The organism is Liquorilactobacillus capillatus DSM 19910 (genome assembly GCF_001434915.1).
In the GTDB taxonomy this organism is placed as follows: domain Bacteria; phylum Bacillota; class Bacilli; order Lactobacillales; family Lactobacillaceae; genus Liquorilactobacillus; species Liquorilactobacillus capillatus.
Genome location: NZ_AZEF01000022.1, coordinates 22,936 through 47,831 on the forward strand (window position 1 = coordinate 22,936; position 24,896 = coordinate 47,831).

At 37.5% G+C, this 24,896-nt stretch carries 23 protein-coding genes; 11 read left to right on the forward strand and 12 right to left on the reverse strand.

Going from position 1 to position 24,896, the window contains the following annotated elements:
• Positions 1-26: 26 nt before the first annotated feature.
• From gyrB to dnaA, 5 genes are all read right to left on the reverse strand, one after another.
• Positions 27-1,979, reverse strand: coding sequence for a DNA topoisomerase (ATP-hydrolyzing) subunit B (gyrB, locus tag FC81_RS05205; protein WP_057743833.1), 1,953 nt, complete (start codon positions 1,977-1,979; stop codon positions 27-29).
• A 44-nt stretch (positions 1,980-2,023) separates the two neighbouring features.
• Positions 2,024-3,148 (reverse strand): DNA replication/repair protein RecF, encoded by a 1,125-nt coding sequence (recF, locus tag FC81_RS05210; protein ID WP_057743836.1) that lies wholly within the window; start codon positions 3,146-3,148, stop codon positions 2,024-2,026.
• A complete protein-coding gene (yaaA, locus tag FC81_RS05215) occupies positions 3,148-3,378 on the reverse strand; it encodes a S4 domain-containing protein YaaA (protein ID WP_057743839.1) in 231 nt (76 codons plus the stop codon). Before yaaA ends, recF begins: the two co-directional genes overlap by 1 nt.
• Positions 3,379-3,772: 394 nt before the next feature.
• On the reverse strand, positions 3,773-4,912 hold the full coding sequence (gene dnaN, locus FC81_RS05220; RefSeq protein WP_057743842.1) for a DNA polymerase III subunit beta: 1,140 nt from the start codon (positions 4,910-4,912) through the stop codon (positions 3,773-3,775).
• A 164-nt stretch (positions 4,913-5,076) separates the two neighbouring features.
• Positions 5,077-6,426, reverse strand: coding sequence for a chromosomal replication initiator protein DnaA (gene dnaA, locus FC81_RS05225; protein WP_057743844.1), 1,350 nt, complete (start codon positions 6,424-6,426; stop codon positions 5,077-5,079).
• A gap of 514 nt (positions 6,427-6,940) precedes the next feature.
• Here dnaA and rpmH point away from each other — a divergent pair.
• From rpmH to yidC, 3 genes are all read left to right on the forward strand, one after another.
• On the forward strand, positions 6,941-7,075 hold the full coding sequence (gene rpmH / locus FC81_RS05230) for a 50S ribosomal protein L34 (protein ID WP_057743847.1): 135 nt from the start codon (positions 6,941-6,943) through the stop codon (positions 7,073-7,075).
• 65 nt (positions 7,076-7,140) lie between these two features.
• Positions 7,141-7,488, forward strand: a complete 348-nt coding sequence (rnpA, locus tag FC81_RS05235; protein WP_057743849.1) for a ribonuclease P protein component — start codon at positions 7,141-7,143, stop codon at positions 7,486-7,488.
• 15 nt (positions 7,489-7,503) lie between these two features.
• The gene (gene yidC / locus FC81_RS05240; protein WP_057743852.1) at positions 7,504-8,337 is read left to right on the forward strand and encodes a membrane protein insertase YidC; all 834 of its coding nucleotides are present in this window, start codon (positions 7,504-7,506) and stop codon (positions 8,335-8,337) included.
• 182 nt (positions 8,338-8,519) lie between these two features.
• Here yidC and FC81_RS05245 read toward each other — a convergent pair whose 3' ends face one another.
• Entirely contained in the window at positions 8,520-10,436 is a 1,917-nt protein-coding gene (locus FC81_RS05245; RefSeq protein WP_057743855.1) for a M13 family metallopeptidase, read from the reverse strand.
• A 282-nt stretch (positions 10,437-10,718) separates the two neighbouring features.
• Positions 10,719-11,573, reverse strand: coding sequence for an aldo/keto reductase (locus FC81_RS05250; RefSeq protein WP_057743858.1), 855 nt, complete (start codon positions 11,571-11,573; stop codon positions 10,719-10,721).
• A 217-nt stretch (positions 11,574-11,790) separates the two neighbouring features.
• Between FC81_RS05250 and jag the strand changes: the two genes are divergently transcribed.
• Positions 11,791-12,522, forward strand: a complete 732-nt coding sequence (gene jag, locus FC81_RS05255; RefSeq protein WP_057743861.1) for an RNA-binding cell elongation regulator Jag/EloR — start codon at positions 11,791-11,793, stop codon at positions 12,520-12,522.
• 63 nt (positions 12,523-12,585) lie between these two features.
• Complete coding sequence (locus FC81_RS05260; RefSeq protein ID WP_057743864.1) at positions 12,586-13,038, forward strand: MarR family winged helix-turn-helix transcriptional regulator; 453 nt, start codon at positions 12,586-12,588, stop codon at positions 13,036-13,038.
• A 180-nt stretch (positions 13,039-13,218) separates the two neighbouring features.
• Here the strand turns inward: FC81_RS05260 and lrgB are convergent, their stop codons facing one another.
• The 5 genes from lrgB to FC81_RS05285 form a co-directional block, all read right to left on the reverse strand.
• Complete coding sequence (lrgB, locus tag FC81_RS05265) at positions 13,219-13,941, reverse strand: antiholin-like protein LrgB (protein WP_057743867.1); 723 nt, start codon at positions 13,939-13,941, stop codon at positions 13,219-13,221.
• A gap of 2 nt (positions 13,942-13,943) precedes the next feature.
• Positions 13,944-14,429, reverse strand: a complete 486-nt coding sequence (locus FC81_RS05270) for a CidA/LrgA family protein (RefSeq protein WP_083478762.1) — start codon at positions 14,427-14,429, stop codon at positions 13,944-13,946.
• Positions 14,430-14,553: 124 nt separating this feature from the next.
• Complete coding sequence (locus tag FC81_RS05275; protein ID WP_057743868.1) at positions 14,554-15,291, reverse strand: LytR/AlgR family response regulator transcription factor; 738 nt, start codon at positions 15,289-15,291, stop codon at positions 14,554-14,556.
• A 2-nt stretch (positions 15,292-15,293) separates the two neighbouring features.
• Positions 15,294-17,018: a sensor histidine kinase gene (locus FC81_RS05280; RefSeq protein WP_057743871.1), complete on the reverse strand. Its 1,725-nt coding sequence runs from the start codon at positions 17,016-17,018 to the stop codon at positions 15,294-15,296.
• Positions 17,019-17,302: 284 nt separating this feature from the next.
• Entirely contained in the window at positions 17,303-17,551 is a 249-nt protein-coding gene (locus FC81_RS05285) for a hypothetical protein (protein ID WP_057743874.1), read from the reverse strand.
• A 172-nt stretch (positions 17,552-17,723) separates the two neighbouring features.
• Between FC81_RS05285 and FC81_RS05290 the strand changes: the two genes are divergently transcribed.
• From FC81_RS05290 to FC81_RS11125, 6 genes are all read left to right on the forward strand, one after another.
• A complete protein-coding gene (locus tag FC81_RS05290; protein ID WP_057743877.1) occupies positions 17,724-18,158 on the forward strand; it encodes a MerR family transcriptional regulator in 435 nt (144 codons plus the stop codon).
• A 34-nt stretch (positions 18,159-18,192) separates the two neighbouring features.
• Positions 18,193-18,579 (forward strand): SMU1112c/YaeR family gloxylase I-like metalloprotein, encoded by a 387-nt coding sequence (gene gloA2, locus FC81_RS05295; RefSeq protein ID WP_057743880.1) that lies wholly within the window; start codon positions 18,193-18,195, stop codon positions 18,577-18,579.
• Positions 18,580-18,858: 279 nt separating this feature from the next.
• On the forward strand, positions 18,859-21,471 hold the full coding sequence (acnA, locus tag FC81_RS05300) for an aconitate hydratase AcnA (RefSeq protein WP_057743884.1): 2,613 nt from the start codon (positions 18,859-18,861) through the stop codon (positions 21,469-21,471).
• 27 nt (positions 21,472-21,498) lie between these two features.
• A complete protein-coding gene (locus FC81_RS05305) occupies positions 21,499-22,590 on the forward strand; it encodes a citrate/2-methylcitrate synthase (RefSeq protein ID WP_057743888.1) in 1,092 nt (363 codons plus the stop codon).
• 15 nt (positions 22,591-22,605) lie between these two features.
• On the forward strand, positions 22,606-23,868 hold the full coding sequence (gene icd / locus FC81_RS05310) for an NADP-dependent isocitrate dehydrogenase (RefSeq protein WP_057743891.1): 1,263 nt from the start codon (positions 22,606-22,608) through the stop codon (positions 23,866-23,868).
• A gap of 447 nt (positions 23,869-24,315) precedes the next feature.
• On the forward strand, positions 24,316-24,864 hold the full coding sequence (locus tag FC81_RS11125; protein WP_235804634.1) for a helix-turn-helix domain-containing protein: 549 nt from the start codon (positions 24,316-24,318) through the stop codon (positions 24,862-24,864).
• The last annotated feature ends 32 nt before the right edge of the window (positions 24,865-24,896 follow it).

Sequence of the window (24,896 nt, forward strand, 5' to 3'; positions counted from 1 at the left end):
TCTTCATCATTTCCCAGGAAATATTTCTAGACATCCAAGTTCTCAACAAATGTTGCATTAGTTTCAATGAATTCACGCCGTGGCTCTACCTTATCACCCATCAGCATGTCAAAAACATTGTTGGCCTCTTCTGCATCAGATAAGCTAACCTGTAAAAGGCGTCTTCTTTCTGGATCCATCGTTGTTTCCCATAATTGTTCTGCGTCCATCTCACCTAACCCTTTGTAACGCTGAATAGCCGGTTTAGGACTTGGCTGTAATTTGCTCAAAGTTTCTTCCAATTCTTCGTCCGAATCAATATACCTGATCATCTTTCCTTGCCGTACCTGGTATAACGGGGGTTGGGCAATATAAACAAAGCCCTTATCAACCATCGGCCGCATAAAGCGGTAAAAGAGGGTCAATAATAAAGTTCGGATATGTGCTCCATCAACATCGGCATCAGTCATAATAATCAGTTTATGATAATTGGCTTTAGTTACATCAAATTCATTACCGAATCCAGTTCCTAACGCTGTAAATAATGAACGAATTTCTTCATTCGCTAAGATCCGATCCAAACTTGCTTTTTGAACATTAAGAATTTTTCCACGGATAGGTAAAATCGCTTGAGTCAGCCTTGAACGACCTTGTTTCGCTGAACCGCCAGCTGAATCTCCCTCGACAATAAATAATTCTGAAATTGCTGGATCCTTACTTGTGTTATCCGCTAATTTTCCAGGTAAGTTACTAATCTCTAACCCATTCTTTTTACGGGTTACTTCACGCGCTCTTTTAGCGGCAACTCTTGCTTTGGATGCCAGAATGCCCTTATCGATTATTTTCCGTGCCACTGAGGGATTTTCCATCATAAATTTATTAAAATGTTCAGCAAACATCCGATCTGTAACTGTTCGTGCATCAGAATTACCCAGTTTTGTTTTAGTTTGTCCTTCAAACTGCGGGTTAGGATGTTTGATGCTGACAACTGCCGTTAATCCTTCACGGACATCTTCACCTGATAAATTATCTTCATTTTCTTTCATCAAGTTGTTTTTGTGTGCATAATCATTGATTACACGTGTTAAAGCTGTCTTAAAGCCAGCTTCATGCGTTCCACCTTCATAAGTATGAATATTATTTGTAAAAGTCAATAAATTTGAGTGGTAATCATTAGTGTATTGTAATGCAACTTCAACTGTGATCCCTTTCTGCTCACCTTCAACATAAATTGGTTCATCAAAAAGGACTTCTTTGCCCTTATTTAAGAATTCAATATAATGCCTGATTCCACCCTCATAATGAAAAGTCTTGTGTGTAGGCTTTTCAGGACGTAAATCATCAATCGTTATCTTAAGACCCTTATTCAGAAAGGCTAATTCTCTTATTCTCGTCGTTAATATTTTAATATCATAAGTAGTTGTTTCTGTAAAAATATCTGGGTCTGGTGCAAAATGAACAATCGTACCATGTTCATGCTGCCCACAGTTTCCGAGACTGCGCATTTCTTGGGCAACTTTGCCACGTTTAAAGTCCATCGCATATATTTTTCCATCACGCATGACCTTAACACCCAAGTTAGTTGACAAGGCATTAACAACAGACGCCCCCACACCGTGCAGTCCACCAGAAACTTTGTAGCCGCCACCACCAAATTTACCTCCAGCATGTAGAATCGTAAAGACTGTTTCTAATGCCGGACGGCCCGTTTTAGCTTGAATCCCGACAGGAATTCCGCGGCCATTATCTTTAACGGTAATACTATTATCTTTTTCAACAATAACATTAATTTCGTCCGCAAAACCAGCTAAGGCTTCATCGATTCCATTATCGATAATTTCCCAAACCAAATGGTGCAGTCCCTGTGAACTAGTTGATCCAATATACATTCCCGGCCTTTTTCTAACCGCTTCTAGACCTTCCAGGACTTGGATCTGACTTGCATCATAATCTTTGGCACGTTCTTCCTTAACTTCTTCTTGTCTTTCCTTGTCTGTCAACTTGTTTCCTCCTCAAAGTAGTTATTAAACAAAATATTCTGCGACTACTCTTCTTCCTGCAACACTACTTTCCCCTGCGTGATTTTAAATATTTTAGGATCATTGATTAACTGTCTTGTTACCTCACTCAAACTAGGCGTTGTCAGGAATGTCTGCACCTTATTTTGAATCGTTTTTAAAAGGTGTGTCTGGCGGTCACCATCAAGCTCGGATAATACATCATCCAATAATAAAATGGGATATTCACCCGTCTCATCTCTCATCAATTCAATCTCTGCTAATTTAACAGCCAGAGCTGTTGTCCGTTGTTGACCTTGCGATCCATAAGTTTGAACATTCCTTGTATTAATTAAAAAACGGACATCATCACGATGAGGCCCATAGAGCGTCGTTCCCTGAAAAATCTCTTTTTTGCTATTTTCTGTTAAATATCGCCGCATTTTTTGATATAACTCTTCAACCGTCTTGTCCATAACTCCTGTCACGCTAGATTCATACTCAAATGTCAGTTTTTCCTTAGATTGCGTGATATCTTTTTGAATATCTTGGGCATAGCGCTCGAGCTTAGCTAAGAATTTTAACCGACGGACAACGATTTCAGCTCCAAATGCTGCTAACTGATCCGACAATACTTCCAGTAAAACTAGATCGGTTGTTTTCTTAGCTTGTATTTGTTTTAAATATTTATTTCGCTGTTTTAAAACCGCCTTGTACTGGCTTAAGTTATGTAAGTAATGGGGGTCGATTTGCCCAAACTCCATATCAATAAACTTTCTTCGTACAGACGGTGCTCCCTTCACAAGAGATAGATCTTCAGGCGCAAACAAAATAACGTTCAATTGCCCAATATATTGTGAAAGACGAGCTTGTTCTAGATGATTTGCTTTTGCTTTTTTACCTTTTTTACTTAGAATCAATTCCAGTTTTAGTTTGCCTAACTTACGTTCAACTTCACCGGAAATAATAGCTGTTTCCTGTTTAAACATCAGCAACTCTCGCTCATTGCTTGTCCGGTGACTTCTTGTCATGGCAAGAACATAAATCGCTTCAAGTAGATTCGTTTTGCCTTGTGCATTTTCACCAATCAACACATTGACTTGTGGAGAAAAAGAAAGTTCGACATTCTGATAATTTCGAAAGTTTTTCAACGTTAATTTATCTAGATACATTATTTTCTCTGGTTTTGCGAAGACATATAAAAAATTCCCATATCTGGAACTTCAACCTTATCTCCAGCGTACAGCTTACGGCCGCGACGTGTTTCAAGTTCACCGTTAACAAATATTTCATTTTCTTGCAAAAACCACTTTGCTTGTCCCCCTGAGTCAATAATTCCTGCTATCTTTAAAAATTGTCCCAGCGTTATGTACTCTGTTCTTAGAAAAATTTCTTTTTCCAACGGACGTCACCTACCTTTAACTTGTACCATAATTATAACCTTTTTTTTAATAAAAAACAATTTTACAAAGCTCATATAAGCCTTCAGAGGCATTTTAAGTATTCTGAATGGTATTACACTAAGGTGATAAAAAAACGTCCATAAACTAATTTAATTACAAATTAGCTTATGCTAAAGAGGGCGCGTACAGTCTTTAGTTTTTTTATCTGTCACGATTCATAGCTATTCAAAAGCAATTTAGTCATTGTAATTTAAAATTGCCTTCAAAAAAATATTTTTAATCAACCTAAAATAATCATAAAAAAGGACCCGGTCAAAAATTATATTTTGATCCAAGCCCTCTCTTTCAAATAAATTAGTTTTTAATAAACATTCGACTACTTAAATTAGCCTACTAAAAAGTTCTAACTGGAGTGATTAACTGGATAAAGTGTTCATGGTCTTCACTCGGTACTAGCGTAAATGGACGCAAAGGTTTGGTGAATGCAACTGTTACCGTGGTTTGGCCAAATGAACGCAGTGCATCTTTCATATAGTCCGGGTTAAATGATATCTCCAATGTGTTGCCCGTTAAATTTTGAAATTTTAATGATTCTTCAACATTCCCAATTTCTGGTGAGTTGCTGTAAATCGTTGCTTTTTGTTCTGGTACCTGCAAGGAAAGTTTCACAATATTATTATGACTTTCATGTGAAAGCAGAGATGCACGTTCAATTGATGATAAGAACTCAACTGCATTAAATTCAATCGTTGTTTCTGAGTTTTGTGGGATCAACCGTTCGGTATCCGGGTAATTTCCTTCTAACAAGCGTGAATAAAATGATGTTTTACCAAAAACAAAAAGTATTTGATTTTCTGAAATACGTAATTCAACATCACTTGAATCATCTGGTAACATTTTGGCTAACTCATTCAATGATTTCCCAGGAATAATAATATCGTAGGCATTGGCTTGTGCACTTTCAATCGTTAGCTTCCGTTGACTCAAACGATGGCTATCTGTTGCGACTGCCATGAGCTTGTTATCCTTAATTACAAGATGGATTCCTGTCAATATAGGTCGGCTTTCCTGATTGGAAACGGCAATAACTGTTTGACTAATAATCTGTTTTAAAATATCACTTGCCAATGATAGATGTTGTTCGGCATCTATTTCTGGAAGATGTGGATAATTGTCAGCATCTAAGCCTTTAATTGTAAATGATGCTTGTCCGGAAGTTATTTCTGTTTGATAATTATCAGTTACTTTAATTGTTAAAATAGCTTCAGGTAATTTTTTGATGATTTCACTGAAAAATCGTGCCGGTAAAACTATTTTGCCAGGTTCTTCAATTTGGAGTTCTGCACTTTCATCATCAACAGCGATAAAAGTTTCAATTGAGATATCAGCATTGCTTCCAGTTAAGGTCAACCCTTGTGCAGATAAAGATAATTTGAGTCCGGTTAGAATTGGAATAGTGGTTTTCGATGAAATTGCTCGTTGAACATCGGTTAAACTTTTTATGAAATTAGTACGGTTAACTGTAAATTGCATAAGAGCCTCCTGTAATTATATTTATTAATAATAAAAGATAGTAATAGTAGTAGGGGCTGTGGAAGCTGTGGATAACTTAAAAGGCGCTTGAATTATTGAGATTTCCACATGTTGATATCCTGTGTATAAATACGCCTTTTTATCCACACTTGTCCACAGAACGACTATTTTTTTAATTCACCCTTTAGGTCATTGATTGCTCTTTGGAGATCGGAATCGGTTGTTAGGGCACCGGATATTTTCTCATGGGCATGGATCACCGTCGTATGATCTTTACCGCCGAACTCATGACCAATCTTGGGGAGTGAAGCATCGGTTAATTCTCGAGCCAAGTACATTGCGATTTGGCGTGGGATAACAATATTCTTAACACGTTTTTTTCCTTTCAGATCACTAATTGAGATACGGTAATATTTAGCGACTTTATCTTGGATAACGGCGATTGATATTTCACTAGTTTTACCATTCAACTTAAGATTTTTTAAGGCATCAGCTGCCAAGCTTGTAGTCACAGGCATATGTGTCATCGAGGAATATGCCTGGACACGGACCAATGCACCTTCTAATTCTCTAATATTAGAATCAATCTGACCAGCTATGTAGCTTAAGGTGTCATCGGGAATGTCAAGGCGATCAGCATCAGCTTTATTTCTAAGGATAGCGATCCGAGTTTCAAGGTCAGGTGGTGTGATATCGACTGATAAGCCCCATTTAAAACGAGATACCAGTCTTTTCTGCAGTTTAGGTATTTCGTTTGGAAGTCGATCGGATGATAGGACGATCTGTTTCTTATCATCATAGAGTGCATTGAAAGTATGGAAAAATTCTTCTTGGGTACCCTCTTTGTCTGCAAAAAATTGAATATCATCGACTAATAAAAGATCCACACTACGATATTCTTTACGGAATTCTTCCTGTCGTTTTGTTTGAATAGAATTAATAAAATCATTGGCGAAAGCTTCACTTGTAACATATTTAACTTTTGCTTGTGGGTTATTTGCTAGCATTTGATGCCCGATAGCGTGCATTAAATGCGTTTTACCTAAACCAACACCACCAAAGAAGAATAGCGGATTGTACAATGCACCAGGTTCCTCTGCAACAACAAGTGCTGCAGCGTGGGCCATTTGGTTACCCTTGCCAATAACGAATGTTTCAAAAGTATACTTATCGTTTAGCTTTGTTTCACGCATAAATGTTGGACGAGAAGCATCTCTTGCAACAGCCGTATTCGTTGAAGTATATGAATTAACTAGTGGATTAGGTTCTTCTGGAAGTTTTGCAACGACGGTAATTTTTTGACCTATTGAGTCAGCAATCATAGTAGTTACTTGTTTGCTTAAGTTAGCTTTCCAGTAGTCTTTATGAAGCGCGGTTGGAACTTCGATCACTAGCATGTTGGACTTGAATTGGATCGGCTTAACGGCTTTAAGCCAAGTATTGTAACTAATTGTTGAGAGCTTTTTATTGAACTCATCACAAATATATTGCCATAAAGTTTCAAGATCAGGCACAATTAAACCTCCTTTTCTGAGATATCACTATGCTATTCTAGCATTTTATTACAAAGTTTTCCACAGGTTTGTGTAAAACTCAGAATTACAAATAACAGGTTGTTAAAAGAGTTATCCACAGGAACTTTTTTGGATAGTTTTTATAGCTAGAAGAACACTTTATCCACAGACTGCTGTTAGCTAACAATACTTATTTTACAATGTTTAAAAGAGTTTTACACAAGACACGATTTACTTGTGGAAAAGATATTAACACCCTGTTAATTTGTTTTTAAACAGTGGGATAAGCCTGTGCATAAAAAAAGGTGATAACAAGGAATCCACAGCTTTTTTCGTTAACGGAGAATTTTGTGGATAACTATTGAAGAGCTTTTTTTTAAAATGCTCTTTTATTGAAAACTAAACTATGATAGGATAGTTCAGTAAGGCAACTTGACAGAAGGTCATTTTTTTAGTAGAATTCTGATTACGATTGCTGAGTATTGCTTATTGGATTAAGGAGGTGTTAAATCCTATGAAAAGAACTTACCAACCAAAGAAACGTCATCGTTCAAGAGTACATGGTTTCCGCAAACGTATGAGTACAAGTAACGGTCGTAATGTTTTAGCACGTAGACGCCGTAAAGGTAGAAAAGTATTGTCTGCATAGACCACTGACCGTCAGTGGTCTTTTCTTTGTTATGAAGACTTTTAGAAGACACTTGGAGATGTATTATGCGAAAATCATACCGTGTCAAGAAAGAAGCGGAGTTTCAAAAAGTATTTGAGCAGGGGAAATCATGTGCTAATCATCAGTTTGTTGTTTATATGATTGAAAAACCGCAACAGTCCCATTTTAGGGTGGGGATTTCAGTTGGAAAAAAGATTGGAAATGCTGTTGCCAGAAATTGGGTTAAACGTCGTATAAGACAGAGTCTGACTGAGCTGAAACCGCAATTGAAACAAGATTGCGATTTTATTGTAATTGCACGCCCTGCCGTTTCTGGACTGTCAATGGCTGAAACCAAGCAACATCTAGTACATGTTCTACGCTTAGCTCATATATTACAAAAAGATGCGTAAAGCGAGGGAAGTGCAGTGAAGAAAGCAAGACGAGTTGGTTTGCTTCTTAGTCTCGGTGTGATGGTATTTATTCTAGCCGGCTGTGGTAGATCAACTGTAACACAGAGTAGTTCTGGTCTTTGGGACCATTATGTTATCTGGAATTTTATTCAGGCTATTCAGTTTTTAAGTAAGATATTCGGCAATAGTTATGGCTTGGGGATAATTATCTTTACAGTTATTGTACGTATTATTCTTTTACCATTGATGTTTTATCAAACTAAAAGTATGCGTAAGACAACTGAACTGCAACCGAAGCTTAAAGTATTGCAGCAAAAGTATTCAGCTAAGGATAGTGAAACGCAGGGAAAGCTGCGTGAAGAACAGCAGAAGCTATATGCAGAAGCTGGTGTTAATCCGGTAGCTGGGTGTTTACCTATTTTAGTGCAAATGCCAATTTTGTTAGCTTTGTATCAAGCTATTTTGAGGTCGCAAGTTTTAAAAACAGGTTCATTCTTGTGGATGCAACTTGGAGATCGTGATCCATACTTTATCTTGCCAATACTTGCTGCTATCTTTACCTTTGCAACATCAAAACTAAGTGTTATGTCGCAACCAGAACAAAATGTGATGACAGCTGCCATGACTTATGGTATGCCAGCGATCATTCTGTTTTCTGCGATCACCTTACCTTCAGCGCTCTCACTTTACTGGGTTATTACAAATGCATTCTCAGTAGGGCAGACGATGCTTCTTAACAATCCGTTCAAGATCAATAAAGAACGTGAAGAGAAGCAGCAAGCAGAGAAGGCTAAAAAACGGGCACTTGAAAAGGCTAAGCGCAAAGCGTATAAGAGTAAGAAAAAGTAATATTATTAATGGTAAGCTCTAGTTGAATTGATTGATTTCAATTACTGACTGGAGTTTTTTTGTACGGTTAAAGGATAAGGTCATTAAGTAGCAATACTATTTTGTATAATTAGATAATAAAAAAAATAAGGCAGTTATTTCCTAGGAAATAACTGCCTTATTTAGCTTGTTTTTGAAGCTTCTTACCAAATATTAATGCGTTTGGATGGTTCTAAGTACATTCCATCCTGTGGTTTAATATCAAATGTAGTATAAAATGCGGTTAAGTTTTGTGGTTGAATATTTGCCCGTAATTCATGTGGGGCATGAACATCGATTGCAAGTAGTAGTTTTTGGCGCTCAAGGGATGATTTCATGCACCAGACGCGTGCCCAATTATAGAAGAATGCTTTAAGGTCAGTCTTGGCTTCATTGGTTGCAGCTTCGAGAGCACAACTTAAACCGCCAGCATCGGCAATGTTTTCTGAAACAACTAGTTTTCCGTTGACCTTACCAGCTGGAGTCTTGAGACCATCAAATTCAGTAATCATTTTTTGTGATAGCTTGTTAAAATATTCTAAATCAGCAGTTGTCCACCAATTGTGTAGATTGCCTAATTCATCAAAGTGAGCACCGTTGTTATCAAAAGCATGTGAAATTTCATGAGCAATAACTGCGCCAATTCCGCCGTAGTTTTCACTAGCTGTTTGTCGCAGACTATAAAATGGAGCTTGCAAGATGGCTGCAGGGAAAACGATAATGTTATAAGAAGGATTATAATAAGCGTTAACTGTGTGAGCACTCATTTCCCAACGAGTCCGGTCCACTTGTTTATTCCACTTGGCATAGTGATCTTGCAGTAAAATATGAGTAAAGTTCAAACTATTTGTTAGTAAGGAATCTGACTTAACTTTGAATTTTTTATATAATGGGTCTAGTTTATCAGGATAACCGACTTGGATACCGAGTTTGTCAAGCTTAATAATAGCTTTTTGTCGAGTTGCCGTACTTAACCAAGTATTATTCGCAAGGCGCTTTTTGTAAATAGCGGTCATCTTTTTGACCATTGTTGTAACATCATTTTTAGCCGTTTCTCCAAAATATTTATGAGCGTAGTAGAGCCCAACAACCTGGTCGAATTGAGAAGTAGCCAAGTAGTAAGCACTCTTGGAAGTATTCATTGGTTCCTTACTCCCGGAAATAGTACGTGAATAAGTACCAGCGATGATTCTTATTTGATCAGAAAGGTAAGGACTAACGGATAAAATAGTTTTAACCAACAACCAGCTTTTCATGTTGGCGAAGGTTTCTTCATTGACTAGCTCATTTAATGCGGCGTAGTATTTCGGTTCACTCACAATAACCTGATCAGGTTCTTGACCGATTAAAGTCGTGATATAGTGACGTAGATTAAAATGCTGACTAGTATTGACAAAATCAGTTAAACTATACTTATTATAAGATTTTACGTAGTCAGCTAATTCAGTGCTATCTTTAACATGTGGAACAAGGCTTTTATCAAATGCCAGTGCACCTGTCAGTGTTTGCTGAATAAAGTCGGCTTCATAACCAGCAAGGGCCATTAATTTACTTAACATATCTGAATAAACTTGTAGCAGTTGGGCAGAAGCTTTATTCTCAGGAGCATAGTATGTTTTATCGGGTAAGATCAAGTTAGGGACACTTGCATATAGAGCATACAGCTGCGTATTTTTCATATCAGGTTCAACGTAGAGGGGAACAGGGGAGGCATAACCTGCTAAAGTTAATTCGGTTAATTGCTTTTCCCAATCAGCGAGGTTTTTGAGATCCTCAACTTTTTTGAGGTAGGCACGTGCAGGCTTAAAACCAGCAGCATCACGTTTTGAAAAATTAGTTGCTAATCGATAATATTTCAGAAACTCATAAAGATAAGGATCTTTAACTGAGGGATCGTCTTTATCTTTTTCACTTAAATCTTTGAAATCATGCATTAATAGTTTTTCGATATTGTCGGCTAAATCAGCAAAACCACCTGTTAATGGTTTATCAGCTGGAATTTTAGCTGTTTTCAGCCATTCACCGTTGACAGCCATATAGAGATTATCTTTAACTAAAGTTTCGTTTACTTTTAAACTCATTTTAAGACTCCTTTAAGTACAAGATATTTTTATTATAATTTAAGTTTTGTAAGAGATATACTTGAAATTGCTAGAGAAAAAGGGTTGGGTCAAAAAGTTACACGCTGATCCCAATCCTTTACTTAGAGTAGCTAAATATGTTCCATAGATTAAGAAATTTCTTTTAGCTTCAAAAAATGCTTTAGTTTTATATTTTTGAGTCAAGAACTAATTCCATTGTTCTATGGTGAATATCTTCTTAGTCGTAGAGCTAGGTAAGAGCCTTGACCCTTATCCAATTAGTCAAAATTCAACTTTGTCAGGGTCAGGGGCATAGCCGACGATTCCATTAAGCTGATCAATTGTTTGCATATCTTCAGATGATAAAGAAAAATCAAAAAGATGTGAGTTTTCTTCGATTCGATCTTCATGAATCGATTTTGGTAATGGCAAGAACCTGTGTTGGAGAGACCAACGTAAACAGACTTGCGCAATTGTCCGCTTGTTTTTGGCAGCTAGAGTCTGCATAGTAGGGTCGGTAAAAATTTTACCTGTTCCTAAGGGGCTATAAGCCTCCAATAAAATATTTTGCTTACGGCAATAATCAATGGTCTCTTGGTCAACATCGCCAGGACAAATACGGATCTGATTAACCATTGGAGTAACTGTCTGTGTCTCTGCTAGAACTTCAAAGTGTCTTCTTCTAAAATTTGAAACACCAATAGCTTTTAATTTACCTTCGTTATAAGCATCCTCAAGTGCCCGCCAAGTGTCTTGCAGATGTTCTTTCCATTGAGCAGTACGTGTGGACTTAGGATTAGGCCAGTGAATCAGAAATAGATCGAGGTAATCAACTTGGAGATCTTTAAGGGATTTTTCAATAGCGCTCTTTGCAGCGGTGTAACTATGAGCTTGATTGTTTAACTTGCTTGTTACGAAAAGTGTCCGACGGGCGATCCCGCTCTCTCTGATAGCTTTTCCGACACTTTTCTCATTACCATACATCTCAGCAGTATCAATATGACGGTAACCAGATGCTAAAGCTGATTTAACAGCGACTACAGCTAATGGACCATCTTGTGTTTGCCAGGTTCCAAAACCAACAATCGGTATTTTAGAACCATTATTTAAGGTGTAAGTGTCAATTAAACTCTTCATCGAAAAACCTCGCTTTTAATTGATTTAAAATACAAAGTATATTTTACTACAATCTTGATAAAAATGTGTGGTTTCAAATATTTGCAAACTAAATCACAAGAACATATCTTTAAGAGATAATCTCTGGAATAAAATGCTATAATGACTAATATATGGCAGCTGGGGATGGTAAAAGAGTTTCTTTTGCGACAGTAATACTAATTAAGGGGGGATAATAGTGTCTAAATATGAAGGCTGGACAATTTCAGAGGCCATAGAAAATGGATTGGCTGCGATGCACAAGGGAAAAGCTGATGTCAAGATAACAGTCCTAACAACCGGTAAAAAGGGTTTTTTAGGTATTGGTAAAAAACAAGCTGCAGTAAATATAGAGTTAAATCCTGAAATAACGAAAAATCAGGCTCAACCGACAGATTCTGTGCAAGAAAAAGTTCCAAGTGAACAGGAAAATAAGCCAAAAGAAGATTCATTGGATAAAAAGAAAAAAATGGAAGAAAAGGATATTATTATTCACCAGTTAGGTTATTATCTCGCAGATATTACTGAAAAAATGGGAATAGAAACTTCTATTACAGTTGATCAGGGAGCTCGTTATGTTGTTTATAGTTTCAATACAGAGCAGGAGGGAGCGTTAATTGGTAAACATGGTCGTATCTTGAATGCTCTGCAAGTTTTGGCACAAAACTATCTAACACAGCGCAATTTTAATAAGTTAAAATTAACGTTGGATGTAGGCGAATATCGAAGAAACCGCCAAAGAACATTGGAGCGATTAGCGCAAAACATTGCACAAGATGTCATAATGCGAAAAGAAACCGTTCATTTAGATGTCATGCCTTCATTTGAAAGGAAAATAATCCATGCGTCATTAGCACATAATAAACATGTGAAAACATACTCACGTGGTAGAGAACCACATCGTTATGTCATAATAGAGCCAGTAGATTAAATTTTGTGATTTATGACAGTAGTGAATAAGATCTTTAGAAAATAGAAATGGGAGAGATTCACCATGGGATTAGAACACGTACCGAATAAATTAGATGATGAATTATGTTTTGCTATTTATACAGCACAAAAGATTTATAACAAATTTTATACGGGTGCCCTTAAAGAATACAAGTTAACATACCCACAATATATTACTTTACTGGCTTTGTGGGAAGCAAACGAGCCAATGATGATCAAAGAGTTGGGTGCAAAATTAAACCTAGACAATGGAACTCTGACACCGCTGCTAAAACGAATGGAAAAAGACGGTTGGGTTGAACGCAAACACAGCGTTGAAGATGCGCGGAAAGTTTTTATCTGTTTGACTAAAAAGGCTAAGCAGAAAAAATATGAAATAAAGAGTAAGATGACATCTTGTTTTTCAGCTGTTGAGATGTCCGCTGAGGAGTACCAAAAAGATGTTGAATTAATTAAGAATATTGGAAAACGTATTGAAGAGGGTAATGAGAAGTAGTCTTATTAAAAAAACATTATTTTGAAAGCAAAATTAATAGACCATAGTTGTTAGACAGATAATACTGACAATTGGGTCTTTTTTGATATACAAAAAAGCACCCAGATTTTTTTGATCTAGGCGCTCTTTAAGCTAATGTTCTAAGTATGTGAAAGAATAATGAAATACCATCTGCGTAATTTAAAGTACTAAGTGAGCAAAGATTGGAACAACTAGGTCAACAACTGCACCAATGATTACAACGGCAATAGCTGCCATGGAACCTTGAACAGAGCCTAATTTCAGTGCAAAAGCTGAGCCGACTGTATGTCCTGCGGTACCTAAGCCTAAACCTTCGCCAATTGGATCGTTATTTAAGCGGAACTTACGAACGAGCCATCCCCCAAGGGCATAGATAATAACCGCGTTAAGAATACATGCCATAGCTGTGATAGCTGCATTGCCACCGATTGCTTTAGAGATTGGTAAAGCAATCGCTGTTGTTGAAGCTTGCGGTAGCATAGAGGCGATCCCAATTCGGTTTAAGCCAATCATTTTCGAAACGCCGACAATGGCGAAAAGTGAGATGACAGTCCCGAAAAGCAAACCAGAAAGGATTTCTGCCCAATATTTTTTAACAATATCGTTACGTTTGTATAGTGGAACAGCAAAGGCGATGGTTGCTGGATTCAAGAACCAAAAGATGATGTCACCACCGGGACGATAAGCTGTATTATAAAGGTTAGCAACATCCTGCTCAAGAAACTTAGCGAGTACAACTAAAAGAGTAATTCCTAAAACCATTGCAACAAATAAGGGCTGGAAAAAGAAGAGACCATGCGTTTTTTTAAAGAGCCATTGACCAATAAGGTAAACAATTAGTGAAAGAAAAATTCCGAAGAATGGAGTTGTTAGCATTTGCATGATTAATTCTCTCCTTTCGCATGTGTAAGTGCCCGAACTGGAACGCTTTTAGGCTGAACTGCTTTTTTAGAATGTGCATGAACAGGACTCTTTTTCTTTAACCAGATGAAGAATCGCGTTGTATACGCTGTCACTAATAGCAAAATAATTGTCGAGATAATGATAACTGTCACAATTTGAATTCCTTCAGCTTTCATAATGTCAAGGTTAGCTGCTAAAGAGATTCCTGAAGGAACAAAGAGGAAGCCGATCAGGTTAATTAGAATTGCACCAAATGAGTCAACCCATTCTACTTTTAGAATATGCAATGAGAGTAGGGAGTAGAGAAGGACCATTCCGATTACAGGCGCCGGCACTGGGAATGAAGCGGGAGCTAAACTGGAGATGACGTTTGCAACGAATAGAATACTTGCGTAAATTCCCATTTGAACAAGGAAGGGCGCGGGTTGGACTTTCTTTTTGGTAGCGTTTTTATTTTGCTGTGACATAATTCATCATCCTTTCGTGTTTTTATACTCTTATCATAAATAAAAGAAGAGCAAAAAGGTCGTTTTTGCGTTTAAATGCAAAAAACGACCGGTGAATGACGAAAAATGGGATGTTAATGACTAACTACATATTGAGACGTTGTTTTAATTCTTTGATAAAGGAACGACCAACAGGAACACGTGCATCGTTTGCTAGAATTAAAACAAAGGTATGGTTAAACCAGGGCTGAATCTCACGGATACAGTCGACGCAAACAATTGCGCTACGGTGAACCTGCATAAATTTTTGTGGGTCAAGTTGGTTTTTGACCCAACTTAATGTTTCATGTGAAACAAAAGTTCGCTGATCAGTCGTTGTCACAGTTAGCAGACCATTATCGACAGTGGCAGAGAGGATATCTTTTGTTTTAATGACCGCTGTTTTTTCATCAGTTGTTAAGGTGATAAAATCGGCTGCTTTTTTAACGGTTTTCTTTTCAGGTTTAGATAAGTGTTGCTGATTAAGTAATGCTGCATTAGCCTTTTTAAGTGCTTGGTTGATTCTAGTTTGCTCAAAAGGTTTGAGAACGTAGTCAATTGCATTGATATCAAAGGCTTGTAATGCGTACTTATCATAGGCAGTTGCAAAAATAACTAACGGTGGATTGGCTAACTGTTTAAGTTCGTTAGCAAGTGTAAAGCCGTTTTCCTCATTTAAAGAAATATCTAGAAAGATCAAGTCGATGTTTTGTGAAAATAAAACAGCTAGGGCATCTTTAGTACCTTCGGCTTCAGCAATATTAGTGACAGTAATGTTCTGCTTTAATAAATAAGCTAGTTCACTTCTGGATAAGGGTTCATCATCGACGATTAAAATATTCATTTCTAAGCCTCCTTAAAGGGGATCATTATTCTAATAGTAGTTCCTTCTGGTGAACTGGTAATTTGCAGATGACTCTCGTTACCGTAAAGGCCGATCAAACGGCGATTCAAGTTAGCAAGAGCAGTCCCTGTGCCTGTTGATGAAGTAATGGTTTCCTGACCTAAACGTTTAAGCAAATCAGGGTTTATCCCAATCCCATTGTCAGCAACAGCAATCTGAAGATTATTTTGCTCTTGTTTAACTGAAATATGTATCTTATTACCATTTTTACGGTTAGAAAAGGCATGTTTAACTGAGTTCTCAACAAGGACTTGCAGACAAAAAGGAGGAACTTTAACATCTGAGCTTGCTTGAATATCATAACTAACAGTGTATTTATCTGGAAAACGAGTTTGTTCGAGTGACATATATGAATTAACGTGCTCTTGTTCTTGCTGTAGCGGGATTTCTGTTTCTTGAACCCCTTGCAGACTTGAGCGGAAAAAAGTACTAAGCTGTAATAAAGCAGCACGGGCTTTGTCAACGTCAGTTCGCATTAAAGCACTAATAGTATTAATCGCATTAAAAAAGAAATGTGGATTGATTTGTGCTTGCAACGACTTAATTTCAGCATCACTGATCAGTTTCGATTGTTCTTCAGCTAGTCCCAAGGCTAGTTGACTTGAAAAAATTGAGGCTAGCCCTTTAGCTAAATTTTCTTCGACTTGAGTTAGACGTTCAGCTTTTGTAAAGTACATTTTTAAAGCACCAATAGTTTTTCCATTAACTTTAAGTGGGAGAACAATTGCTGATTCTAAAGGACACTCATGGTGAGGGCAGCCAATTTCTTCTTTATGATATGCATACTTAGTTTCACCACTGGCAATGACATGTTTAGAAAGATCTGTTAAAACAGCCTGGCCAGCAACGTGGTGATCTTCTGCTGCACCTACATGGGCAAGCACATTAATACGGTCAGTTATGCCAATTGCGTCAAAATTAGTGTAACGCTTAATGATAGTACAGGCTTTTTGAGCTGAATTGATGTTTAGTCCTTGTCTAAAGTAGGGGAGTGTTTTGTTAGTTAGATTTAAGACATCATGTGTTTGGACAGCTTTTAACTGCTGTTCATTGGAGAGGTATGCGTTCAAGATAGAAATAAAAACTGAGGCACCAATACTGTTCAACAATAACATTGGGATAAAAATTAATTTAACAAGAGCAAGTCCACTGAAGATCCAAATAAAGGTCATTTGGATTGATTCAGCTAAGATACCCAAAAGAGCAGTTGTCCATGGTTTAGGATAGGTATTGGGAGTCTTAATATATTTACCAATTAGACCAATAATCCAACCAACTAGGGTAGAACTTACGATATAGAAATAATCTGAAAAGTTACCCTGAAGAACACGGTGAATACCGCCTAGAAAACCAACGACACCACCAACAATCGGACCACCAACAATCCCCGCGACTGTAATAACCAGTGTGCGGGTATTGGCAATTGAATCAGATTGAGGTAAACCAGTTAAAAAGGGTGTTTGAACAAGGGTATTACTCCGAGTTATTTCAACCCCAGTTAAATTTGAGATAACTGCAAAAACAGTAAAAATAAGGATTAGTGCAACTTGAGCTTTAATAGTTTTTTTAGTTATCAATTTTCTGAAAAAAGAAACATTAACTAGTAAAAAGGCAAGGACAAGAATGATACCTAAACGTTGGAGTAAGAGGATGAATAAGGTAAACAAGCCAGCCAGCTCCTTTCCGAAATTAATTTATAAGATTAAGTACAAATTTATCGTATCACTTTGCTTGTGAAGATGCTATGAGCCAGCAGTTATAAAGACTAATATTAGCTAACACAAAAAAGACAAACTCAAAGGGGGGGTGAGCTTGTCTGATCTTAACGTGCTCCAACCAACAACAGTCTCCGTTTAACCATGAATTACTGATAGTCAAACCCGGACTATATCGTAATTCAAGCTTAATACTCGAAAGACTAGCGTTGTCGCACTTCTCTTTTAATAGTTAGTTAGAATGCATAATTTTTAAATGATGTATCAAACCAATCATAACGCATCAGTTGGTGAAGAGTACGATTGACTGGAATCCAGAGCCCGCTGCGTAGCAAGTCAGCCATCGTCAGCATAAAGAATTTATCATGTTTCCTACCTTGTGGAACATCAACGGTAATGACCTCATTTGTTTCAGTTTTTAAAATAACACGTTGTTTTTTTAATGCAACTACTTGTGCAGGTACGATATTGTTAGTAGTATTCATAGTGGAGACACACCCTCAATCTATATTTAACTTTACAAACTACAGTGTAGCATTAAAATGTAAAGAAAGCGTAAACATATATTTATGTTTTACTAAAGAATGATAAAAGAGTAGATTGCTAAACAGTTCCAATAGATAATAATATATTTAAAAAAGCGGAAGGCGGAATTTGATGGTTGAGCAGAGAATATCATTAAAGGAAGGCATCGTTATTGGTATCGGAGATCTCAGTAAAATGACAGGTGTATCTGCAAGACAGCTTAGATACTGGGAAGAAAAAGGATATATTCATTCCGTTCCGGACAAAAAGAATACTACCCGAAAGTACAAGTTAGAAATGTCATATAAAGTACAGGTAATTAAACGTTTTTTAGATGAAGGCTATACACTGGTAAAATCTGTCGAACAAGCTGAGATGTTACGGCAGAAATTTGGCGTTTGGAAGAAATTTATGCTGGCTAAAGTACAGGAAGTTGAGATTACTGATACTTCGAAGGGGTATGGGATTATTGATCTAGGCTGTTTCGATAATAAAAAGAAAGTCTACGGTGTGGTCAATGAAGCGGGATGTCATTTTGAATTAAGGGAAGATCCAAAAACAGATTAATAAACTGAAAAACTAGCATGAGGAGCTTATTAGTATGGAGTTTGAAGGAATTCATCATATTGCGATAATAGGGCACGATAAGAAAAAAACACTGGCTTTTTACGTGACAAAGTTAGGTTTTAAAATTATTGCACAGCACCAGCGAACTACTAAGAAGGATATTAAGATTGATTTACAAAAAAACAATTTAATGTTAGAGGTTTTTATCAAACCAGCGGCACCGGCAAGATCAACTTATCCAGAGGGTGAAGCTTGTGGTTTACGCCACCTAGCATTTGCGGTACCAAATGTTGACCAAACAGTGATTCAGTTAAAAAAAGTAGGGATAATGACTGAGCCGGTAAGAAGAGATGACTACACGGGTAAGAAAATGACTTTTTTCTTTGATCCAGACGGCTTGCCACTTGAAATTCATGAATAGAATCTTAAAAAGCAAGGCTAAGCTTACATATCGATGTAAGCTTAGCCTTGCTTTTTTTGGATAGCTAGCTTAAATTTTGGACTATTTAAGCATAGTTAACTTTATAATAATAAATTTTGGCAGTGATTTGCTTAGTAAAACAAAATAAATACTAATTTAGACTAAAAAACAGGGTGGTAGAAGTCTAATAGGATGATGTGTAACATTGTTTGTAATTATAATTATGTTAGAATGATTAGAAAATGAAATTATTTTAATGAAAGGAATCTAGGTGGGAAAATGATCTCTAATTACAAAAAAGATTTTAAGTCTAGTGGTAAAAAGTACAACTACTATGACATCGCATCTTTTATGCGAACTGAAAAACAAAACATTGAGACTCTGCCGTATTCAATTCGAGTTCTTTTGGAGCTGACTTTACGTCATAGTGCGACTGATTCGAAAATGGAACAATTTTTAGAGTCTTTTGTGAATTGGGATGAAAAGCATGAAAATGATATCCCTTATAAACCAGAACGAGTCGTCTTACAAGACTTTACTGGCGTACCGGCACTTGTTGATTTGGCAGCAATGCGTGAAGAAGTTAAGCGCCAGGGTGGTGATGTTGAAAAAATCAATCCCGATGTACCAGTTCATCTTGTAATTGATCATTCAGTTCAGGTTGATATGGCAGGTAGTAGACAAGCTTTTGCCTACAATGTTGAACAGGAGTTTAGACATAATAAAGAAAGATATACTTTTTTAAAATGGGCTCAAAATAGTTTTTCTAATCTAACGATCATTCCGCCAGATACGGGAATTATTCACCAAGTTAACCTTGAATATCTTTCAGCGGTAATTCGAGCCACACAAGGAACTGAAAGAGTAGCTTTTCCAGATACACTAGTTGGGACCGATTCGCACACTACCATGATCAATGGGCTGGGTGTTTTAGGTTGGGGTGTTGGTGGAATTGAAGCTGAAGCTAGCATGTTGGGACAGGAATCCTATTTTCCAATGCCTAAAGTCGTTGGTGTTAAGTTAACGGGAAAATTATCTGCGACTGCAACGGCAACAGACCTGGCATTGACATTAACGCGCCTTCTGCGCAAGCATAATGTTGTTGGCAAGTTCGTGGAGTTTTATGGTCCTGGGCTGCAGGAGCTTCCATTAGCTAATCGAGCAACGATCGCTAATATGGCACCTGAGTATGGTGCAACATGTGGGTTCTTTCCAATTGATGAGCAAACATTAGCTTATCTGAAGTTAACAGATCGGTCACCTGAACAGATCCAGCTAGTAAAGGATTATGCTGACGTGAACCACTTTATGTATAATGTTGAGCAAGATAACAACCGTCACTACTCCGAATATGAGGAATTAGATCTGACTACTGTTTGCAGCAATGTTGCTGGCCCGAAAAGGCCGCAGGACTCGGTCTACCTGCCACAGTTACCAGAACAATTTAAGGAATATAACCAGATCCCCGCTTACCCTGTTGAAGTGGAAGAGAAGCAATTTAAATTGCTTCCGGGAGCACTGGGACTAGCGGCAATTACAAGCTGTACGAATACATCTAACCCGGAAGTTTTAATTGCTGCAGCATTAATAGCTAAAAAAGCTGTGATAGCCGGTTTAAAGGTTCCACGGTATGTTAAAACATCCTTCTCACCAGGCTCGCGTGTAGTAACTGACTATCTAGCTGCAGCAGATTTACAGCAGTATTTAGATAAACTAGGTTTTCAGATTGTAGGCTATGGATGTATGACGTGTATCGGAAATTCAGGCAAACTTAAAGCAGGGATCCAAGAAAAACTGACGGCTAAACCATATCCATTGGCCGCAATTGAAAGTGGAAACCGAAACTTTGAAGGAAGAGTTAATCCGCTAATAAAAGACACTTATTTAGCCTCGCCGCCGTTAGTAGTCGCTTATGCGTTAGCTGGAACACTCAATATCAATGTTGAGACACAGCCACTTGGCATCGATCGGCAGACTGGGGAACAAGTATATCTTAAGGATCTATGGCCGAGTCAAGAAGAAATTAGTTCGATTATTCACCGCTTTGTTAAGCCGCAGCTTTTTTCGAATAACTACAATGATATTTTTCAACAAAATAAGATGTGGAATAAACTGCAAGCACCGCCTTCTGAAACATATCATTGGGATGGGGCGTCGACTTATATTGCTGAACCAAATTTCTTTTCTACTGCAAAACAAGAGAAGCTAACTGAATTACGTGTCTTGGCTAAGTTAGGAGATTCAGTTACAACTGATCATATCTCACCAGCAGGTTTTATTGGACAGCAGACACCTGCGGGGCATTATTTGCTAGAACATGGTGTTGCACCGGCAGATTTTAATTCATATGGTTCTCGTCGCGGTAATCATGAGGTAATGATGCGCGGAACATTGGCTAATATCAGGTTACAAAATCAATTAGTGCCAGGCAAACTGGGCGGAGTCACTAAATCGTGGCTAACTGGAGAAGAAATGACTATTTACGATGCTGCAATGGCATATAAAGCACAACGGATTGGGACAGTTATTCTGGCTGGAAAAGATTATGGGATGGGATCATCGCGTGATTGGGCAGCTAAAGGAGTTTTGCTTTTAGGGGTTAAAGCGGTAATCGCAGAAAGTTTTGAACGAATCCATCGTTCTAACCTTGTTATGATGGGTGTATTACCATTGCAGTATCTAAAAGGAGACACCGCTGCTAGTTTGGGGCTAAGTGGAGATGAGAAATTTTCAATTCAACCTCTTGGCAGAAGAGCACATGTCCAGGCTATAAATAAAGAACACTCAATAGAGTTTGATGTTAAGGTCAGGTTTGATGCACCAATTGACCAACGTTATTATCAAGAACACGGTATTTTACCGCTGGTTGTTAAAAGTAAATTAGAAGGATAGCAGTATCTAAATATGAGGGGGGATTAGATGAGTTGTGCAAAAGGACTAGCTGGTGTAGTAGCCGGACAAACAAAAATCAGTTCAACAGATAACCAGCGTTTGGTTTATGCAGGGTATCCCATTGAAGAACTAGCTCAGAAAAAATTTGAAGAAGTTGTTTTCTTATTGTGGAATACACGCTTGCCAGAACCAGCTGAGCTAATTACATTCAGTCATGATTTGGTGAATAAGATGGTTTTGCCAGCTGAAACTATTAGGCTACTAAGTTATATTGCTAGAGAACCACAGCATCCAATGAGTATCTTACGGACGACGACCTCTCTTTTAGGGACGACTAATGATGTTGAACATGATGAGCCGCCTAAAATACTCGCTAAAATACTAACTGCAATTGCAGCAATCGTCAGGATTCGTGATGATAAACCGTTGATAGATTTTGATCCGGCTTTAGGCATGGCTGATAATTTTTTGTATATGCTAACGGGTAAAAAACCAACTGCAGAATTATCAGTAATGTTCAACACGGTTATGATTTTACACGCCGATCATGAATTTAATGCTTCGACCTTCACAGCACGGGTCGTTGCTTCAACTTTTTCTGATTACTATTCTTGTTTGACAGCCGCAGTTTGTGCATTAAAGGGTCCATTACATGGCGGAGCAAACGAGCGGGTTTTTGAAATGCTGAGCGATATCGTAGAAAATAAGACAGCTCCTTTAGTTTTTATAAGTGAACAAATTCAAGCCAAGCGAAAAATTATGGGTTTTGGGCATCGAGTTTATAAACATGGTGACCCACGAGCATTTATTCTAAAAGATATTGCAGAGGCATTGGCGGAAAAAACAAATAATCAAGTCTATTTCAAAGTGCAGCAGCAGTTAGCGGCTTATATGCTCAAACATAAACAATTGCATCCGAACGTTGATTATTATACAGCACTGATCTACCATTGCTTAGGTTTAAAAAAGGAAACTTTTACAATGATTTTTGCTGCTTGTAGAACAGCAGGGTGGTTGGCTCATGTCATGGAACAACGTGAGCAAAAGTGTTTGATCCGCCCCAATTCTGAATATGTGGGGCCTAAAATACAGCATTGTGTAACACAGCAGAGCCGATAAAAGGAGTTAAGAACGATGGAAGCTAAAGAAATCCAGATTGTAGGTGGAGAATTATTGACGCCTAATATGCCGATTATTCCCTTTATCGCCGGAGATGGGATCGGACCTGAGATTTGGGCTGCAGCTAGAAGAGTTTTTGATGCAGCCGTGGAAAAGTCATATGCTAATAAGCGAAAAGTCAAATGGCTACCCGTACTTGCTGGGCAAAAAGCGTTTGATGAAACAGGTGAATGGCTGCCAAAAGAGACACTTACGACTTTGAAAAAATATTTAGTTGCTATTAAGGGACCTTTGACGACGCCGGTTGGTAAGGGGCATCGTTCTATTAACGTAACTTTACGCCAAGAACTTGACTTATTTGCTTGCTTTAGACCAGTAAAGTATTATCCAGGGACACCTTCTCCAGTTAAAGAACCAGAGCAAGTCGATATAGCAGTTTTTCGGGAAAATACGGAAGATATTTATGCGGGGATTGATTTTGCACCGGGGAGTAAAGCAACACAAGAACTATTAACACTGCTGCAAAAAGAAGGTCTGGCTGGTAGAGTGCGGTTTCCTAAAACGTCAGCTTTTGCACTCAAACCAATCTCAAGCGAAGGAACGAAACGTTTAGTCAGTGCGGCAATTACGTATGCACTTGAACATGATTTACAGCATGTGACACTTGTGCATAAGGGAAACATCATGAAAAAGACTGAAGGCGGTTTTAAAAAGTGGGGTTATGAAATAGCTGAAAGTTTTGGAAATAAGGTCTATCCCTTGACTCACTATGAAAGGCTACAGGAAAAAGAAGGTGAGCAAGCGGCACGAGTGGAGTTGATAGCTGCTAAAAAGGCAGGAAAGGTTATTATTAATGATATAATAGCAGACAATTTTTTCCAGCAGGCGTTGCTGCAGCCAGCTAAATTCGATGTTGTTGCGACACCTAATTTAAATGGTGATTATATTTCTGACGCTTTAGCAGCTCAAGTCGGCGGGATCGGTATCTCTCCGGGAGCAAATATTAATTATCAAACAGGACAAGCAATTTTTGAAGCAACTCATGGAACAGCACCGCAATTTGCAGGGTTAAATAAATTAAATCCCACATCATTGATTCTTTCAGGAGCAATGATGTTTGAGTATATCGGTTGGAAAGAAACAGCCAAGTTGATTGAACAGGCAGTTGCAGATGCGATTGCACAGCATTATGTCACTGTAGATTTTGCACAAAAAATAACGGGAGCACATGAGTTGGGGACAAGTGAATATGCTGATTATCTTATTAGTAAAATATGAAGAAGTGCTTATCTATTGCGGTATACCGGAGAGGCGATTTGCAACGTAGTGGATGCTTAGGGATAATAAGAGGCCTTATAATCGGTATGTCTTACAATGTTTAGAGGAACTAAATATTAAAGAACTTACCACATGGCTTTAAGCAAAAAAGAAGACAGAAATACTTTTTTTATTAATTCCAGTGAATAAGTGGAAATATTTACATCCTTGCCTACTGGCACTAATTAGATAGAGTAAAAAGAAATCGATGTAACCGATATTTGTTATTTATTCACATCTATACCTATGGTAATTGAACACAAAAATAATTAACTTTATCTTTAGCTAAGAAACGTTAAGAGGCTATTATAAGCTGTCAAATAACGCCTAAAAAGAGCAAGCAAAGAATCATTGCTTGCTCTTTTCGTATTTTATTGGCACAATTATTTTGAAATTAGGAGGGTGTTTATGAAATTTGGTGATCGTCTTAAAAACGCAAGAACAGAAATGAATCTAACGCAAGAACAAGTGGCTAATGATTTCTTTATTACTAGACAAACAATTTCTAGTTGGGAAAATGAAAAAACTTACCCGGATATTGCTAGCTTAATTAAATTAAGTGACTATTACCACGTTTCACTAGATATTTTATTAAAGGAAGATACTGGTATGAAAGAATACTTAAAAAAAGATCTTATTAGAAAAAAATTGAAAAAAATTACGACTGTTTCTGCTACTTTAAATCTAATAGTAACTGTTATGTTACTCCTTTGGACTGCAGGTTTCTTCAAACCATTTGCGACTATCCTTTTTATTGTAGCTATAGCAATTAATATTGGTTTACTTAGTAAACTACAAGAATTTTCAGCAGAACTAAAGAGTACAACAGAAAAATCAACTAAAAAAGAAAAAACTAAAACGGCTTTTTATTTAAGCTTAGTAGCAATATTATTTCTAGTTTATGTTTTCTTTGCGTTGGATCTGTCCATAGGGGAGTGTTTAAATAATTATGTGTAAATGAATTATTGGGAATTGAAAAAGGGAAGCCT